We start from the raw sequence: 16,008 nt of genomic DNA on the forward strand, positions 1-16,008 counted from the left end.
CAACTCGACTGCGTGAAGTCGGAATCGCTAGTAATCGCGAATCAGAATGTCGCGGTGAATACGTTCCCGGGCCTTGTACACACCGCCCGTCACACCATGGGAGTGGGTTGCACCAGAAGTAGCTAGTCTAACCTTCGGGAGGACGGTTACCACGGTGTGATTCATGACTGGGGTGAAGTCGTAACAAGGTAGCCGTAGGGGAACCTGCGGCTGGATCACCTCCTTAATCGACGACATCAGCTGTCTCATAAGCTCCCACACGAATTGCTTGATTCATTGAAGAAGACGATTAGGTTAGCAACCTTCGATTGGGTCTGTAGCTCAGTTGGTTAGAGCGCACCCCTGATAAGGGTGAGGTCGGCAGTTCGAATCTGCCCAGACCCACCAATTTGCTGGGGCCATAGCTCAGCTGGGAGAGCGCCTGCCTTGCACGCAGGAGGTCAGCGGTTCGATCCCGCTTGGCTCCACCACCCCGCTTGCCAGTTTGTCAAAGCTTAGAAATGAATATTCGCCTCGAATATTGATTTCTGAACTTTATCAGAATCGTTCTTTAAAAATTTGGGTATGTGATAGAAAGATAGACTGGACAGCACTTTCACTGGTGTGTGTTCAGGCTAAGGTAAAATTTGTGAGTAATTACAAGTTTTCGGCGAATGTTGTCTTCACAGTATAACCAGATTGCTTGGGGTTATATGGTCAAGTGAAGAAGCGCATACGGTGGATGCCTTGGCAGTCAGAGGCGATGAAAGACGTGGTAGCCTGCGATAAGCTTCGGGGAGTCGGCAAACAGACTTTGATCCGGAGATCTCTGAATGGGGGAACCCACCTGGCATAAGTCAGGTATCTTGTACTGAATACATAGGTGCAAGAGGCGAACCAGGGGAACTGAAACATCTAAGTACCCTGAGGAAAAGAAATCAACCGAGATTCCCTTAGTAGTGGCGAGCGAACGGGGACTAGCCCTTAAGTGGCTTTGAGATTAGCGGAACGCTCTGGAAAGTGCGGCCATAGTGGGTGATAGCCCTGTACGCGAAAATCTCTTAGTCATGAAATCGAGTAGGACGGAGCACGAGAAACTTTGTCTGAATATGGGGGGACCATCCTCCAAGGCTAAATACTACTGACTGACCGATAGTGAACCAGTACCGTGAGGGAAAGGCGAAAAGAACCCCGGAGAGGGGAGTGAAATAGATCCTGAAACCGTATGCGTACAAGCAGTGGGAGCCTACTTTGTTAGGTGACTGCGTACCTTTTGTATAATGGGTCAGCGACTTATATTCAGTGGCGAGCTTAACCGAATAGGGGAGGCGTAGCGAAAGCGAGTCTTAATAGGGCGTTTAGTCGCTGGGTATAGACCCGAAACCGGGCGATCTATCCATGGGCAGGTTGAAGGTTAGGTAACACTGACTGGAGGACCGAACCGACTACCGTTGAAAAGTTAGCGGATGACCTGTGGATCGGAGTGAAAGGCTAATCAAGCTCGGAGATAGCTGGTTCTCCTCGAAAGCTATTTAGGTAGCGCCTCATGTATCACTGTAGGGGGTAGAGCACTGTTTCGGCTAGGGGGTCATCCCGACTTACCAAACCGATGCAAACTCCGAATACCTACAAGTGCCGAGCATGGGAGACACACGGCGGGTGCTAACGTCCGTCGTGAAAAGGGAAACAACCCAGACCGTCAGCTAAGGTCCCAAAGTTATGGTTAAGTGGGAAACGATGTGGGAAGGCTTAGACAGCTAGGAGGTTGGCTTAGAAGCAGCCACCCTTTAAAGAAAGCGTAATAGCTCACTAGTCGAGTCGGCCTGCGCGGAAGATGTAACGGGGCTCAAACCATACACCGAAGCTACGGGTATCACTTAGGTGATGCGGTAGAGGAGCGTTCTGTAAGCCTGTGAAGGTGAGTTGAGAAGCTTGCTGGAGGTATCAGAAGTGCGAATGCTGACATGAGTAACGACAATGGGAGTGAAAAACTCCCACGCCGAAAGACCAAGGTTTCCTGCGCAACGTTAATCGACGCAGGGTTAGTCGGTCCCTAAGGCGAGGCTGAAAAGCGTAGTCGATGGAAAACAGGTTAATATTCCTGTACTTCTGGTTATTGCGATGGAGGGACGGAGAAGGCTAGGCCAGCTTGGCGTTGGTTGTCCAAGTTTAAGGTGGTAGGCTGAGATCTTAGGTAAATCCGGGATCTTAAGGCCGAGAGCTGATGACGAGTTGCCATTAGGCGACGAAGTGGTTGATGCCATGCTTCCAAGAAAAGCTTCTAAGCTTCAGGTAACCAGGAACCGTACCCCAAACCGACACAGGTGGTTGGGTAGAGAATACCAAGGCGCTTGAGAGAACTCGGGTGAAGGAACTAGGCAAAATGGCACCGTAACTTCGGGAGAAGGTGCGCCGGTGAGGGTGAAGGACTTGCTCCGTAAGCTCATGCCGGTCGAAGATACCAGGCCGCTGCGACTGTTTATTAAAAACACAGCACTCTGCAAACACGAAAGTGGACGTATAGGGTGTGACGCCTGCCCGGTGCCGGAAGGTTAATTGATGGGGTTAGCTAACGCGAAGCTCTTGATCGAAGCCCCGGTAAACGGCGGCCGTAACTATAACGGTCCTAAGGTAGCGAAATTCCTTGTCGGGTAAGTTCCGACCTGCACGAATGGCGTAACGATGGCGGCGCTGTCTCCACCCGAGACTCAGTGAAATTGAAATCGCTGTGAAGATGCAGTGTATCCGCGGCTAGACGGAAAGACCCCGTGAACCTTTACTATAGCTTTGCACTGGACTTTGAATTTGCTTGTGTAGGATAGGTGGGAGGCTTTGAAGCGTGGACGCCAGTCTGCGTGGAGCCATCCTTGAAATACCACCCTGGCAACTTTGAGGTTCTAACTCAGGTCCGTTATCCGGATCGAGGACAGTGTATGGTGGGTAGTTTGACTGGGGCGGTCTCCTCCTAAAGAGTAACGGAGGAGTACGAAGGTGCGCTCAGACCGGTCGGAAATCGGTCGTAGAGTATAAAGGCAAAAGCGCGCTTGACTGCGAGACAGACACGTCGAGCAGGTACGAAAGTAGGTCTTAGTGATCCGGTGGTTCTGTATGGAAGGGCCATCGCTCAACGGATAAAAGGTACTCCGGGGATAACAGGCTGATACCGCCCAAGAGTTCATATCGACGGCGGTGTTTGGCACCTCGATGTCGGCTCATCACATCCTGGGGCTGAAGCCGGTCCCAAGGGTATGGCTGTTCGCCATTTAAAGTGGTACGCGAGCTGGGTTTAGAACGTCGTGAGACAGTTCGGTCCCTATCTGCCGTGGACGTTTGAGATTTGAGAGGGGCTGCTCCTAGTACGAGAGGACCGGAGTGGACGAACCTCTGGTGTTCCGGTTGTCACGCCAGTGGCATTGCCGGGTAGCTATGTTCGGAAGAGATAACCGCTGAAAGCATCTAAGCGGGAAACTTGCCTCAAGATGAGATCTCACTGGAGCCTTGAGCTCCCTGAAGGGCCGTCGAAGACTACGACGTTGATAGGTTGGGTGTGTAAGCGCTGTGAGGCGTTGAGCTAACCAATACTAATTGCCCGTGAGGCTTGACCATATAACACCCAAGCAATTTGCGTCGAAAGGCCAGATTGCGGTGTTGTGAAGACACAGTAAGCCGAAGATTTGTAACTCACAAACATCACATACCCGATTCGCTGGAGTGTCTGAACAAGACCTTCTGGCAACAGAATTTCTTGACGACCATAGAGCATTGGAACCACCTGATCCCATCCCGAACTCAGTAGTGAAACGATGCATCGCCGATGGTAGTGTGGGGTTTCCCCATGTGAGAGTAGGTCATCGTCAAGATTAAATTCCGAAACCCCTATCTGCATCTGCAGGTAGGGGTTTTGTCTTTGTGGGCCGAAAAGCTGCAGGCCCTCGGTCTGTACGCAGACCGTGATAAGGTTCCCCCCAAAATCCGCACAGCCCAAGGGATGCCCCATGCCGCATGCAAGCACGCTTCAACCGGGATTCATGGTCGTTCACGGCAACCACCTGGATGAACTGCGTGGCCTGGTGGTGAGCCTGATGCGGCGTTATCCGCTGGCACCCCTGGAAAACGAGATGGTGCTGGTGCAGAGCAACGGTATCGCCCAGTGGCTCAAGCTGGCCCTGGCCGAAGACCCGCAGGACGATGACCAGGGCGGTTGCGGCATCGCGGCCGCCATCGATGTGCAATTGCCTGGTAGCTTCATGTGGCAGCTGTACCGCCGGGTACTTGGCCGCGAAGAGATTCCTGAAACCTCCCCGCTCGACAAGGCGCCCTTGACCTGGCGCCTGATGCGCCTGCTGCCGGAAGTGATCAACCAGCCGCATTTCGAGCCGTTGCAGCGCTTTCTTACCGATGACAGCGACCTGCGCAAGCGCTACCAGCTGGCCGAGCGCCTTGCCGACCTGTTCGACCAATACCAGGTGTACCGTGCCGATTGGCTGAAGGACTGGGCAGCCGGACGTCACGTGCTGAGCAACGCTCGCGGCGACTCCCGTACGCTGGCCCCCGCCAACTGCTGGCAGGCAGAGCTGTGGCGTGCCTTGCTGCTCGATGTGGGAGAGGAAGGCATGGCTCAGAGCCGTGCCGGCGTGCACCAGCGTTTCGTCGAGCGCATCAATGCACTGGAACAAGCCCCCAAGGGCCTGCCATCGCGTGTCATCGTGTTCGGCATTTCTTCGTTGCCGGCCCAGGCCCTTGAAGCGCTGGCAGGCCTGGCACGTTTCAGCCAGGTGCTGCTATGCGTGCACAACCCCTGCCGTCACCACTGGGCCGATATCGTCGCCGACAAGGACCTGCTGCGCCATCAGTACAAGCGCCAGCAGCGCAAGCAAGGCATGCCCAGCCTGATCGACGCCGACACCCTGCACCAGCATGCCCATCCGCTGCTTGCGGCCTGGGGCAAGCAGGGCCGGGACTACATCAACCTGCTCGACAGCTACGATGACCCGGGCAGCTATCGCAATGTGTTCAGTGACGGGCGCATCGACCTGTTCACCGAAAACGGGCAGGCCACTCTGCTCAACCAGTTGCAGGACGACATTCTCGAACTGCGCCCATTGGTCGAGACCCGCGCCTTGTGGCCCGCCGTCGACCCGGCCAAGGACCGCTCGGTGCGTTTTCATGTGGCCCACAGCGCGCAGCGCGAGGTCGAGATCCTGCACGACCAGTTGCTCGCCCGCTTCAGCGCCGATCCCGGTCTGCGCCCGCGCGACGTGATCGTGATGCTGCCGGACATCAACACCTATGCGCCCCACATCCGCGCCGTGTTCGGCCAGCTTGGGCGCAACGACCCGCGCTACATTCCCTTCACCCTGACCGACCAGGGCCAGCGCGGCCGCGACCCGCTGCTGATTGCCCTGGAGCACCTGCTCAAGTTGCCGGACAGCCGCTTCCCGGTGAGCGAGATTCTCGATCTGCTGGATGTTCCCGCCCTGCGTGCCCGCTTCGCGATCAAGGAAAGCGACCTGCCCACGTTGCACCGCTGGATCGAAGGGGCCGGCGTGCGCTGGGGCCTCAATGCACAGCAGCGTGCCGGCCTGGGCCTGCCCGATGACCTCGAGCAGAACAGCTGGCGATTCGGCCTGCGTCGCATGCTGCTGGGCTATGCGGTGGGCACGGGCGACAGCTGCGACGACATCGAACCCTATGATGAAATCGGCGGCCTCGATGCTGCCCTGATCGGCCCGCTGGTGGCCCTGCTCGATGCGCTCGAGGTGGCCCATGCCGAGCTCTCGCAGCCGGCACCGGCGGCGCAATGGGGCACGCGCCTGCATGCCCTGCTGCAGGTGTTCTTCCTGGCCGAAACCGAACACGATGACTACCTGCTGGTGCAACTGCAGGGCCTGTGCGAAACCTGGCTGCAAACCTGCGAGTCGGTCGGGCTCGAGGACGCCTTGCCGTTGACGGTGGTGCGCGAAGCCTGGCTCGCCGGCCTGGACCAGGGGCGCTTGTCCCAGCGCTTTCTGGCCGGCTCGGTGAACTTCTGCACCCTGATGCCCATGCGTGCCATCCCCTTCAAGGTGGTGTGCCTGCTGGGCATGAACGATGGTGACTACCCGCGTGCGCAGCCGCCGCTGGACTTCGACCTGATTGGCAGCGACTACCGCCCCGGCGACCGCTCTCGACGCGAGGACGACCGTTACCTGCTGCTCGAAGCGTTGCTGTCGGCGCGTGAGCAACTGTACGTCAGCTGGGTGGGCCGCAGCATTCGCGACAACAGCGAGCGGCCGGCGTCGGTGCTCATCGGCCAGTTGCGCGATCACCTCGCCGCCGGCTGGCGCAGCCCCAAGGCCAAGGCCGACGACCCAGTGGAGGGCGGTCTGCAACTGTTGCACGCCTTGACGCAGGAACACCCCCTGCAACCGTTCAGCGCCCGCTACTTCCACAAGCACAGCAACCTGTTCAGCTATGCCAGCGAATGGCGCGCCCTGCACCTGCCGCCAACGCAGTTGCCGACCGAGGCCGACCAACTGGAGCCTTTCGTGCCCGAAGAACCCCTGAGCCTGACCTTGCTCCAGGACTTCATGCGCCACCCCGTTCGGCACTTCTTCAGCCAGCGCCTGAAGGTGTTCTTCGAAGCCGCCGAAGCCCCCCTGGCCGACGAAGAGCCCTTCGTGCTCGACGCCCTGCAGCGCTACAGCCTGAGCGAAAGCTTGCTGGGCGCAGCCCTGGCCGACCCCACCAACAGCACCGACGCCCTGCAGGCCCAGGCCCGTCGCCTGCAACGCAGCGGCATGCTGCCGCTGGCCGGCTTCGGAGAATGCCTGCAGGCCGAATTGATCGAGCCATTGCCCGACCTGCTGTTGCGACACGCTCAACTGCTCGGCCAATGGCCAACCCTGATCGACAGTGCGCTGCCGATCAGCTTCGAGTATCGCCAGCTGCGGCTCGAAGGCTGGCTGGGGCGGGTGTACCAGCGTGACGACCAGGCGCTGCTGAGCATCACCACCTTGCCCAACGGCATCAGCAGCGGCAAATCACTCAAGTGGCACCGACTGGTGGCGACCTGGGTCATGCACCTGGCAGCGTGTGCCGTGGGGCACCGGTTGAGCAGCGCAGTGGTCGCCACCGACGTGACCCTGTTGCTCGACCCGCTGGAGCAACCGCGTGCCGCGGAACTGCTTGGCGACCTGCTGGTGGCCCGGCAGGCCGGCATGAATGCGCCGCTGCCGGTGGCGATCAAGACCGCCTTCACCTGGCTCGGCCAGAGTGACCCTGAAAAAGCCCTGACGGCCGCAGCCAAGGCCTACGACGGCGACGGCCAGAACACCCGCGGCGAGCGCAGCGAAAGCACCGCACTGGCCCGGCAGTTCAGTGATTTCGCGGCGCTGACCGCGAGTGAAGAATTCGAGGGCTGGTGCGAGGCACTGTACCGGCCGATGTTCGAAGCCGCCTGGCAACGCCTGGGCAGTGAAGAGGCGCATCCATGACTGCCCACGCACACCAGCCGCCGCTGGCACTGACCTTCCCGCTGCACGGCAGCCAACTGATCGAAGCCAGTGCCGGTACCGGCAAGACCTTCACCATCTCTGCCTTGTACCTGCGCCTGGTGCTCGGCCATGGCGGCGAGCAGGGCTTCGGGCGCGAGCTGCTGCCGCCACAGATCCTGGTGGTGACCTTCACCGATGCGGCCACCAAAGAGCTGCGTGAGCGCATTCGCACCCGCCTGGCCGAAGCGGCGCGGTTCTTCCGTGGCGAACTGCCCGAAGCCGACCCCTTGCTGGTGCAACTGCGCGAGCACTACGCCCCGGACACCTGGCCCGCCTGCGCCAACCGCCTGGACGTTGCCGCGCAGTGGATGGACGAAGCCGCCGTCTCGACCATCCACAGCTGGTGCCAGCGGATGCTGCGCGAGCACGCGTTCGACAGCGGCAGCCTGTTCACCCAGACCCTGGAGACCGACCACAGCGAGCTGCTCGGCCAGGTCATGCGCGACTACTGGCGGCGCTTCTGCTACCCCATGCACGGCGAGGCCCTGGCCTGGGTGCGCAGCCACTGGAGCAGCCCCGAGGCATTGCTGCCCAGGGTGCGCGCGCTGTTCGGCCGCACGCGGAGCGAGGAAGACAGCGCCGACCCACAGGCGCTGATCGAAGCGGTGGTGCAACAACGTGCCGAACGGCTGCGCCAGCTCAAGGCGCCCTGGGCACAGTGGGCCCAGGAACTGCTGCAACTGTGCCATGCCGCACATGCCGCCAAGCAGGTGGACGGGCGCAAGATGCAGCCGCGCTATTTCGAACCCTGGTGCGAGAAGATCGCGGCCTGGGCCCAGGACGAGCAGGCGGTGGAGCTGGATATTGGCACCGGGTTCACCCGCTTCACCCCGCAAGGCATGGCCGAAGCCTGGAAGGGCGAGCCGCCCAGCCACCCGGCGCTGGATGCCATGCCCGGCCTGCGCCTGGAGCTGCAGGCGTTGCCGACCCCGGACGCCCGCCTGCTCGAACACGCCGCCAACTGGGTGTCGAAACGCTTCGAGCAGGAAAAGCGCCGCCGCGCCGAAATGGGCTTCGACGACATGCTGCTGCGTCTCGACTCGGCCTTGGGCGGGACGGCCGGCGAGCGCCTGGCCGGGCTGATCCGCGAACAGTTCCCGGTGGCCCTGATCGATGAATTCCAGGACACCGACCCGGTGCAGTACCGCATCTTCCAGCGTATCTATCGCATCGAGGAGGACGTGCGCGAAACCGGGCTGTTCATGATCGGCGACCCCAAGCAGGCCATCTATGCCTTCCGCGGCGCCGACATCTTCACCTACCTGGGCGCCCGACGCGCCACCCACGGACGGCTGCACAGCCTGGATACCAACTACCGCTCAAGCCAGCCGATGGTCGATGCGGTCAACCATGTATTCATGCGCGCCGAACAGCGCGAGGCCGGTCGCGGGGCGTTCCTGTTCCGCGACGGCGACGACAACCCCGTCCCCTTCGTGGCGGTCAGGGCGCAGGGGCGCAAGGAGCACCTGCAGGTCGACGGGCAGCCCCTGGCAGCGCTCAACCTGTGGCACCTGGCAAGCGACGAGCCGCTGTCCGGCGCGGTCTATCGCCAACAGGTAGCCGCCAGCTGCGCCACCCAGATCGTCAGCCTGCTCAACGGCGGCCAACTGGGCACCAGCGGCTTTGTCCAGCCAGGCCAGGCGTTGCGTGGCTGTTTGCCATCGGACATTGCGATCCTGGTTCGCGACGGTCGCGAGGCCCAGCTGATCCGCGCCGAACTGGCCGCCCGCGACGTACGCAGCGTCTACCTGTCGGACAAGGACTCGGTGTTCGCCGCCCAGGAGGCACACGACCTGCTGGCGTGGCTCAAGGCCTGCGCCGAACCCGACAGCGAGCGCCTGCTCAAGGCGGCGCTGGCCAGCGTCACCCTCGACCTGCCGCTGACCCGGCTGGCCCAGCTCAACCAGGACGAGCGGGTGTGGGAACACTGGGTCATGAAGTTCCGCGACTATCGCCACCTCTGGCGCACCCAGGGCGTGCTGCCGATGCTGCGTCACCTGCTGCACGACTTCGACCTGCCCCAGGTACTGATGCGCCGCAGCGATGGCGAACGGGTGCTGACCAACCTGCTGCACCTGGCCGAGCTGCTGCAGCAGGCGGCCACCGAGCTGGACGGCGAGCAGGCGCTGATCCGCCACCTGAGCGAACACCTGGCCAGCTCCGGCCAGGCCGGTGAAGAACAGATCCTGCGCCTGGAAAGCGACGAGCAACTGGTCAAGGTGGTGACCATCCACAAATCCAAGGGGCTGGAATACCCGCTGGTGTTCCTGCCCTTCATCAGCACCGCCAAGCCGGTGGACGGCAAGCGCCTGCCCCTGGGCTGGCACGACGCCCAGGGCAATGCCCAGCTGACCCTGACCCCTGATGCCGAGCAGATCGCCCTGGCCGATGACGAGCGCCTGGCCGAAGACCTGCGTCTGCTCTACGTGGCCCTGACCCGTGCCCAGCACGCGTGCTGGCTGGGGGTGGCGGACCTCAAGCGCGGCACCGGCAAGGAGTCGCTGCTGCACCGCTGCGCGCTCGGCTACCTGCTGGGCGGCGGCGCTGTACTGCCGGCTTCCACCGCCCTTGAGGGCTGGCTGCAGGCATTGCAGGAAGGTTGCGCGACCATCCACAGCCAGGTATTGCCGATTGCCGACACCCAGCGCTACCAGGCCCCGCGCAACACCGCCGAGCTGCTGCCGGCCCGCCAGCCACGCCGCCGCGCCGCAGAGAACTGGTGGATCGCCTCCTACAGTGCACTGCGCATCGGCGAGGAGCTGCTCACCGCCGACAGCTCCCAGGCCCAGCAACTGCTCGATGACGAACCGGCCGATCCGCAGGCCCTGCGCGAAGTCGTGGCGACGGGCGGCGACATCCACCGCTTCCCGCGTGGCCCCAACCCCGGCACCTTCCTCCACGGGCTGCTCGAATGGGCCGGTCACGAAGGCTTCGGCCAGGTGGTCGCGGCGCCCGAGCAACTGCACAAGACCGTGGCCCAGCGCTGCAACCGGCGCGACTGGACCGGCTGGATCAACACCCTCGGCAACTGGCTCGAACACCTGCTGAACGCACCGCTGCACCTGGCACCGGACAGTGCGCCGGTTGCCCTGGGCCAGTTGAGCCAGTACCAGATCGAGATGGAGTTCTGGTTCGCCAGCCATCAGGTCGACGTGCTGGCCCTCGACCGCCTGGTATGCACCCACACCCATGACGGCGCGGCCCGACCGGCCGCGCAGTCGGCGCTGCTCAATGGCATGTTCAAGGGCTTCATCGACCTGGCATTCGAGCACGACGGGCGCTACTACGTGGCCGACTACAAATCCAACTGGCTGGGCACCGACGACCAGGCCTACAGCGAGCTGGCGATGGAGGGCGCGATCCTCGAGCATCGCTACGACCTGCAGTACGTGCTGTACCTGCTGGCCCTGCACCGTCAGCTGCGTGCCCGCCTGCCCGACTACGACTACGACCGGCATGTGGGCGGCGCGGTGTTCCTGTTCCTGCGTGGGGTGCACGCGGCCAGCCAGGGCTTGTACTTCATCAAGCCGCCGCGCGTACTGATCGAGCGGCTCGATGCCCTGTTCAGCGGCGCAAGCGCACCGCAGCAACCTGATCTGTTTTCCGGAGACAGCGCATGAGCCGCACGTTCGACGACCTGTTGCCCACCCCTCTGGATGCCGGGCATCTGGCGGCCCTGGCGCCGTTGACGGTGGGCGCCGACCTGCTGGCGCTGCTCGATCGATGGGTCGAGCGCGGCTGGCTGCGAGCACTGGACCGCGCCTTCGTGGCTTTCCTCGGCGAACGCGACCCGCAGGCCGACCCGCTGGTGCTGCTGGCCGCCGCACTGGCCAGCCACCAGTTGGGGCACGGGCACGTGTGCCTGGACCTGGCCGAAACCCTGGCCGAGCCTGACTTTGCCCTGTCGTTGCCACCCGAGGGCGATGCCCTGGCCGGCCCCTTGCTGCTGCCTTCGCAACTGCTGGAGCGCCTCGATCTGGCCACCTGGTGCCAGCGCCTGCAAGGCAGCGCGCTGGTTGCCCTGGGCAGCAGTGAAGCGCAGGCCTCGCGCCCGCTGGTGTTGAGTGGGCAGCGCCTGTACCTGCGCCGCTACTGGGCCTATGAACGGCGCATCGACAGTGCCCTGCGCGAACGCCTGGAACAGGCCGAACCCACGCCGGCCGATTTGCGCGCCCGCCTGGATGCGCTGTTCGAAGGCTCGGCGCTGGCCGGTCAGGTCGACTGGCAGAAGCTCGCCTGCGCGCTGGCCACCCGCAGTGCGTTCAGCATCATCACCGGCGGCCCCGGCACCGGCAAGACCACCACCGTGGTGCGCCTGCTGGCCCTGTTGCAGGCCCCGGCCGTGGAGGTCGGGCGCCCGTTGCGTATCCGCCTGGCCGCACCGACCGGCAAGGCAGCGGCGCGTCTTACCGAATCCATCGGCCAGCAGGTGGAGCGGCTGGCCGTCAGTGACGCCGTGCGCAGCAACATCCCCAGCGATGTCTCAACCGTGCACCGCCTGCTGGGCAGCCGCCCGGGCTCGCGACATTTTCGTCACCATGCCGGCAACCCGTTGCCACTGGACGTGCTGGTGGTCGACGAGGCCTCGATGATCGACCTGGAAATGATGGCCAACCTGCTGGCGGCGATGCCGGGGCATGCGCGCCTGATTCTGCTCGGGGACAAGGACCAGCTGGCGTCGGTCGAGGCCGGCGCAGTGCTGGGCGACCTGTGCCGCGATGCCGAGGCCGGGCGCTACAGCGCTGCCACCCGCAGCTGGCTGGAGCAGGTCAGTGGCGAGTCGCTGGCCGGCAGCGGCCTGGTCGAGGGCGATGCCCAGCGCGATCCCTTGCCCCAGCAAGTGGTGATGTTGCGCCATTCGCGCCGCTTTGGTGAGGGCAGCGGTATCGGCCAGCTGGCGCGCCAGGTCAACGGCCAGCAGCCGGAGCAGGCCCGTGCGCTGCTCGAGCAAGGTCTTGCCGACGTGCACAGCCTGCGCCTGAGTGGCGAGCACGACCGCAAGCTCGACACCCTGCTGCTGCAGGGGCTGGGCCGCGGTGGCGACAGCCCGCAGGGCTATCGTGAGTACCTGCACCTGATTCGCCAGACCCGCCCGGCGCCGGATACCGCCGCTGACGATCCACGCTGGGAGGCGTGGGCACTGAAGGTGCTGCGCGCTTTCGAGCGCTTCCAGCTGCTGTGCGCGGTGCGCAAGGGCCCCTGGGGTGTCGAGGGCCTGAACCAGCGGGTCGGCAAGGTGCTGACGGCGGCCGGTCTGATCGATGGCGAACAGCCCTGGTACGAAGGCCGCCCGGTGCTGATGACGCGCAACGACTATGGTCTGGGCCTGATGAACGGCGATATCGGCATTGCCTTGCGCCTGCCGGACGCCCAGGCCTCCACACCGTTACTGCGGGTGGCGTTTCCTCGGAACGATGGCCAGGGCGGCGTCAGATTCGTCCTGCCCAGCCGGTTAAGTGAGGTTGAAACCGTGTACGCCATGACGGTGCACAAGTCCCAGGGCTCGGAGTTCTCCCACACGGTTCTGGTGCTTCCCGACGCCTTGAACCCGGTGTTGACCAAGGAACTGATCTACACCGGCATCACCCGCGCCAAGGACTGCTTCAGCCTGATAGAGCCGCGCCAGGGCATTTTCGAGGAGGCGGTGCGGCGCAAGGTCAAGCGTATTTCCGGGCTGATGCTGGAACAGGTGTAAGGCGCCGGCGCAGGCGACGATTCGGCTGATCCGCCCTTGGAGGCGACCTCGCGGGAAAAGCAGGCGTTATGCTATCTTGCCCCCACGCAAGGCATGGTCTTAAGAGATTTCCTATATGAAGGTCGCCGCCCTTACACCGGGACGTGTAAAACGCTGGAGGCTCATGCTGCTGGCGGCGTTGGTGCTGGTACTTCCGCTGCACGGCATGGCCCAGGGCGCCGCGGCCGCCACACTGGCCGAGCAGCGGGCCAAGGCCGTGACCCAGGTGGTACTGGGTATCCTCAGTTACGCGCGCTGGCCGGTGGAACCCGAACAACTGCGCCTGTGCCTGATCGGCCCTACCGAATATGCCGACGACCTGGTCAAGGGGACCACCCAGGCCACCGGCCGGCCGCTGACCGTACGTCGTCTGCTGGCGGGGGATCCGCGTATCCTCACCCAGTGCGATGCGGTGTACATCGGCAAGCTCAGTGGCGAGGCGCGCAGCCAGCTCATCAGCGCGATCAATGGCAAGCCGGTGCTGAGCATCAGCGAAGCGGATGACCCCTGTACGGTCGGCAGCCTGTTCTGCCTGCGGGTCAAGGACACCCAGGTGGCCTTTGACGTGAACCTCGACTCGGTGGCGCGCAGCGGCGTGCGCATCCATCCCAGCGTGCTGCAATTGTCGCGGCGCCGAGCGCTGCAGCCATGATCGGCTGGCTCAAGACACGCGAACGGACCACGTTGCGCGCGGTGCTCAGCCGCGGGCACCTGGGCGTGGCGTTGCTGGCCATCGGGCTGGCCGGCATCTCGCTGACCGTGCTGGGGGTGCTGGCATTGCGCGTCTATGCCAACCACAACCTTCACCTGATTGCCCGTTCGATCAACTACACCGTCGAGGCCGCGGTGGTGTTCAACGACAGCAGCGCCGCCAACGAAGCCCTGGCGCTGATTGCTGCGGCCGAGGAAGTGGCCAACGTCAAGGTCTTCGACGATGCGGACCAGTTGTTGGCCAGTTGGGAGCGCAGTGAAGGCGGCATGCTCGACCAGCTGGAGCTCAAGATCGCCCGGACCCTGCTCGAAGAGCCGATCCGGCTGCCGGTGGTGCACCAGGGCCAGCAGGTGGGGCGCATCGAGCTGGTTGGCCAGGGCGGCAGCCTGATGCGCTTTCTGCTCAGTGGTCTGGCGGGCATTCTGCTGTGCACGGCGCTCAGCGCGGTGAGTGCGCTGTACCTGTCGCGCCGGCTGTTCGCCGATATCGTGGGGCCCCTGCGCGGGCTGGCCAGCGTGGCCCATGCGGCGCGGCGCGAACGCAGCTTCGACCGGCGCGTGCCCTCCACCCAGATCGCCGAACTCAACGAGCTGGGCAACGACTTCAATGCCCTGCTCGACGAAATGGAAGCCTGGCAAAACCACCTGCAGAGCGAGAACGAGACCCTGGCCCACCAGGCCAGCCACGACAGCCTGACCGGCCTGCCCAACCGGGCGTTCTTCGAGGGCCGCCTGAGCCGCAGCCTGCGCAACGCGATCAAGCATGGCGACGGGCTGGCGCTGCTGTTTCTGGACAGCGACCGCTTCAAGGAAATCAACGACAGCTACGGCCATGCCGCAGGCGACGAGGTGCTGGTCGCCGTGGCCAGCCGGGTGCGTGCGCAGCTGCGCGAGCACGACCTGGTGGCGCGTCTGGGGGGGGACGAATTTGCGGTGCTGCTTACCCCTCTGCATCGCTTCGAGGACGCCCAGCGTATCGCCGACAAGATAGCCGCCAGCATGAGCCTGCCTATCCGCCTGCCGGACGGCCAGTGCGTCGTCACCTCGTTGAGCGTAGGCATCGCAGTGTTTCCCGATGACGGCCGTACCCCGGCCGAGTTGCTCAATGCCGCCGATGCGGCGATGTACCAGGCCAAGCGTCACACCCGTGACGGGCCCCAGTCGGCAGAGGCGGAGTTCTCTGCGTCCAGCGCAAAAACAGGAGCTGAACCGTGATTCACCTGACTCGATACCTTCGCTTGCACCTGGCCTTTCTGGCCCTGGCCCTTTTCGCCCTCGGCGGCTGCCAGACTCCGCCGCCCAAGGGCCTGACCCCCGAGCAGATAGCCGTGCTCAAACAGGAGGGGTTCACCCCCACCGACGAGGGCTGGACCTTCGGCCTGTCCGGCAAGGTGCTGTTCGGCAGCGACCTGGATGCACTCAACACCCAGAGCCGCGAGATCGTCGAGCGTATCGGCAAGGCGCTGCTGTCGGTGCACATCGAACGGGTGCGGGTGGATGGCCATACCGATTCGTCCGGCAAGGCCAGCTACAACGAACAGCTGTCGGCGCGCAGGGCGGCCAGCGTGGCCAGGGTGCTGGTGGGCGTGGGCATGCGCCCCGAGAACGTCGAGACCCGTGGCCTTGGCAGCCGCGAGCCGGTGGCCAGCAACGACACCGCCGCCGGGCGCACCGAAAACCGCCGCGTGGCGATCGTGGTCGCCTCCGACTAGTCGGCAAAACTCATCGTGTGCGACTCGCCCATCAGCAGGGGCGCGTTGCGCTCGGTCACGTCGCGGATGTAGTCCCACAGCAGCGTGATGCGCTTGAGCTTGCGCAAGTCTTCTCGGCAGTACATCCAGAACGACAAGGAGGGAAAGGGTTAACCCAATGATTACGGGGGCTAACCGCTATGAACGTCCTTCCACAAATGCACCCTGTCACAGGTGCTGTCACAACCCACACGCTGCCCTTGAGGCCAAATTGCCGGTTAGCGAGTCCTTACCATTACCGACGCCATGGCATCTACTACCTACGCCTTCGTGTGACTGGCAGTGTGAACAGGTCAGT

6 protein-coding genes, 2 tRNA genes, 3 rRNA genes and 1 pseudogene (1 of these 12 running past the window's edge) are annotated in these 16,008 nt (G+C 63.2%); 11 read left to right on the top strand and 1 reads right to left on the bottom strand.

The features are described 5' to 3' along the window. From N0B28_RS03075 to N0B28_RS03125, 11 genes are all read left to right on the top strand, one after another. Window positions 1-226: ribosomal RNA gene (locus N0B28_RS03075) — 16S ribosomal RNA — on the top strand; it begins 1,311 nt to the left of the window's first position. An 84-nt stretch (window positions 227-310) separates the two neighbouring features. Further along, window positions 311-387: transfer RNA gene (locus N0B28_RS03080), tRNA-Ile, on the top strand. Between the two features lie 7 nt (window positions 388-394). Next, window positions 395-470, top strand: a tRNA-Ala gene (locus N0B28_RS03085). Window positions 471-694: 224 nt separating this feature from the next. After that, window positions 695-3,585: ribosomal RNA gene (locus N0B28_RS03090) — 23S ribosomal RNA — on the top strand. A 138-nt stretch (window positions 3,586-3,723) separates the two neighbouring features. After that, window positions 3,724-3,839, top strand: a 5S ribosomal RNA gene (gene rrf, locus N0B28_RS03095). The 16S, 23S and 5S rRNA genes sit together here with 2 tRNA genes alongside, the layout of an rRNA operon. Window positions 3,840-3,974: 135 nt before the next feature. Beyond that, on the top strand, window positions 3,975-7,454 hold the full coding sequence (gene recC, locus N0B28_RS03100; protein ID WP_275730287.1) for an exodeoxyribonuclease V subunit gamma: 3,480 nt from the start codon (window positions 3,975-3,977) through the stop codon (window positions 7,452-7,454). Beyond that, on the top strand, window positions 7,451-11,134 hold the full coding sequence (recB, locus tag N0B28_RS03105) for an exodeoxyribonuclease V subunit beta (RefSeq protein ID WP_116052686.1): 3,684 nt from the start codon (window positions 7,451-7,453) through the stop codon (window positions 11,132-11,134). The genes recC and recB overlap by 4 nt, the downstream gene beginning before the upstream one ends. Beyond that, window positions 11,131-13,209 carry an exodeoxyribonuclease V subunit alpha gene (gene recD / locus N0B28_RS03110; protein ID WP_058540754.1) on the top strand — a complete coding sequence of 693 codons (2,079 nt, stop codon included), beginning with the start codon at window positions 11,131-11,133 and terminating at the stop codon, window positions 13,207-13,209. Before recB ends, recD begins: the two co-directional genes overlap by 4 nt. A 115-nt stretch (window positions 13,210-13,324) precedes the next feature. Continuing rightward, complete coding sequence (locus N0B28_RS03115) at window positions 13,325-13,900, top strand: YfiR family protein (protein ID WP_043860717.1); 576 nt, start codon at window positions 13,325-13,327, stop codon at window positions 13,898-13,900. After that, window positions 13,897-15,174 (top strand): diguanylate cyclase, encoded by a 1,278-nt coding sequence (locus N0B28_RS03120; protein ID WP_043860716.1) that lies wholly within the window; start codon window positions 13,897-13,899, stop codon window positions 15,172-15,174. The genes N0B28_RS03115 and N0B28_RS03120 overlap by 4 nt, the downstream gene beginning before the upstream one ends. Next, the gene (locus N0B28_RS03125) at window positions 15,171-15,671 is read left to right on the top strand and encodes an OmpA family protein (RefSeq protein WP_082405805.1); all 501 of its coding nucleotides are present in this window, start codon (window positions 15,171-15,173) and stop codon (window positions 15,669-15,671) included. The genes N0B28_RS03120 and N0B28_RS03125 overlap by 4 nt, the downstream gene beginning before the upstream one ends. Here N0B28_RS03125 and N0B28_RS03130 read toward each other — a convergent pair. Beyond that, window positions 15,668-15,802: pseudogene (locus N0B28_RS03130) on the bottom strand (LysR family transcriptional regulator); the annotation flags it as partial. The gene N0B28_RS03125 and the pseudogene N0B28_RS03130 overlap by 4 nt on opposite strands. Between the last annotated feature and the right edge of the window lie 206 nt (window positions 15,803-16,008).

It is taken from the genome of Pseudomonas sp. SD17-1, assembly GCF_029201585.1.
In the GTDB taxonomy this organism is placed as follows: Bacteria; Pseudomonadota; Gammaproteobacteria; order Pseudomonadales; family Pseudomonadaceae; genus Aquipseudomonas; species Aquipseudomonas palmensis.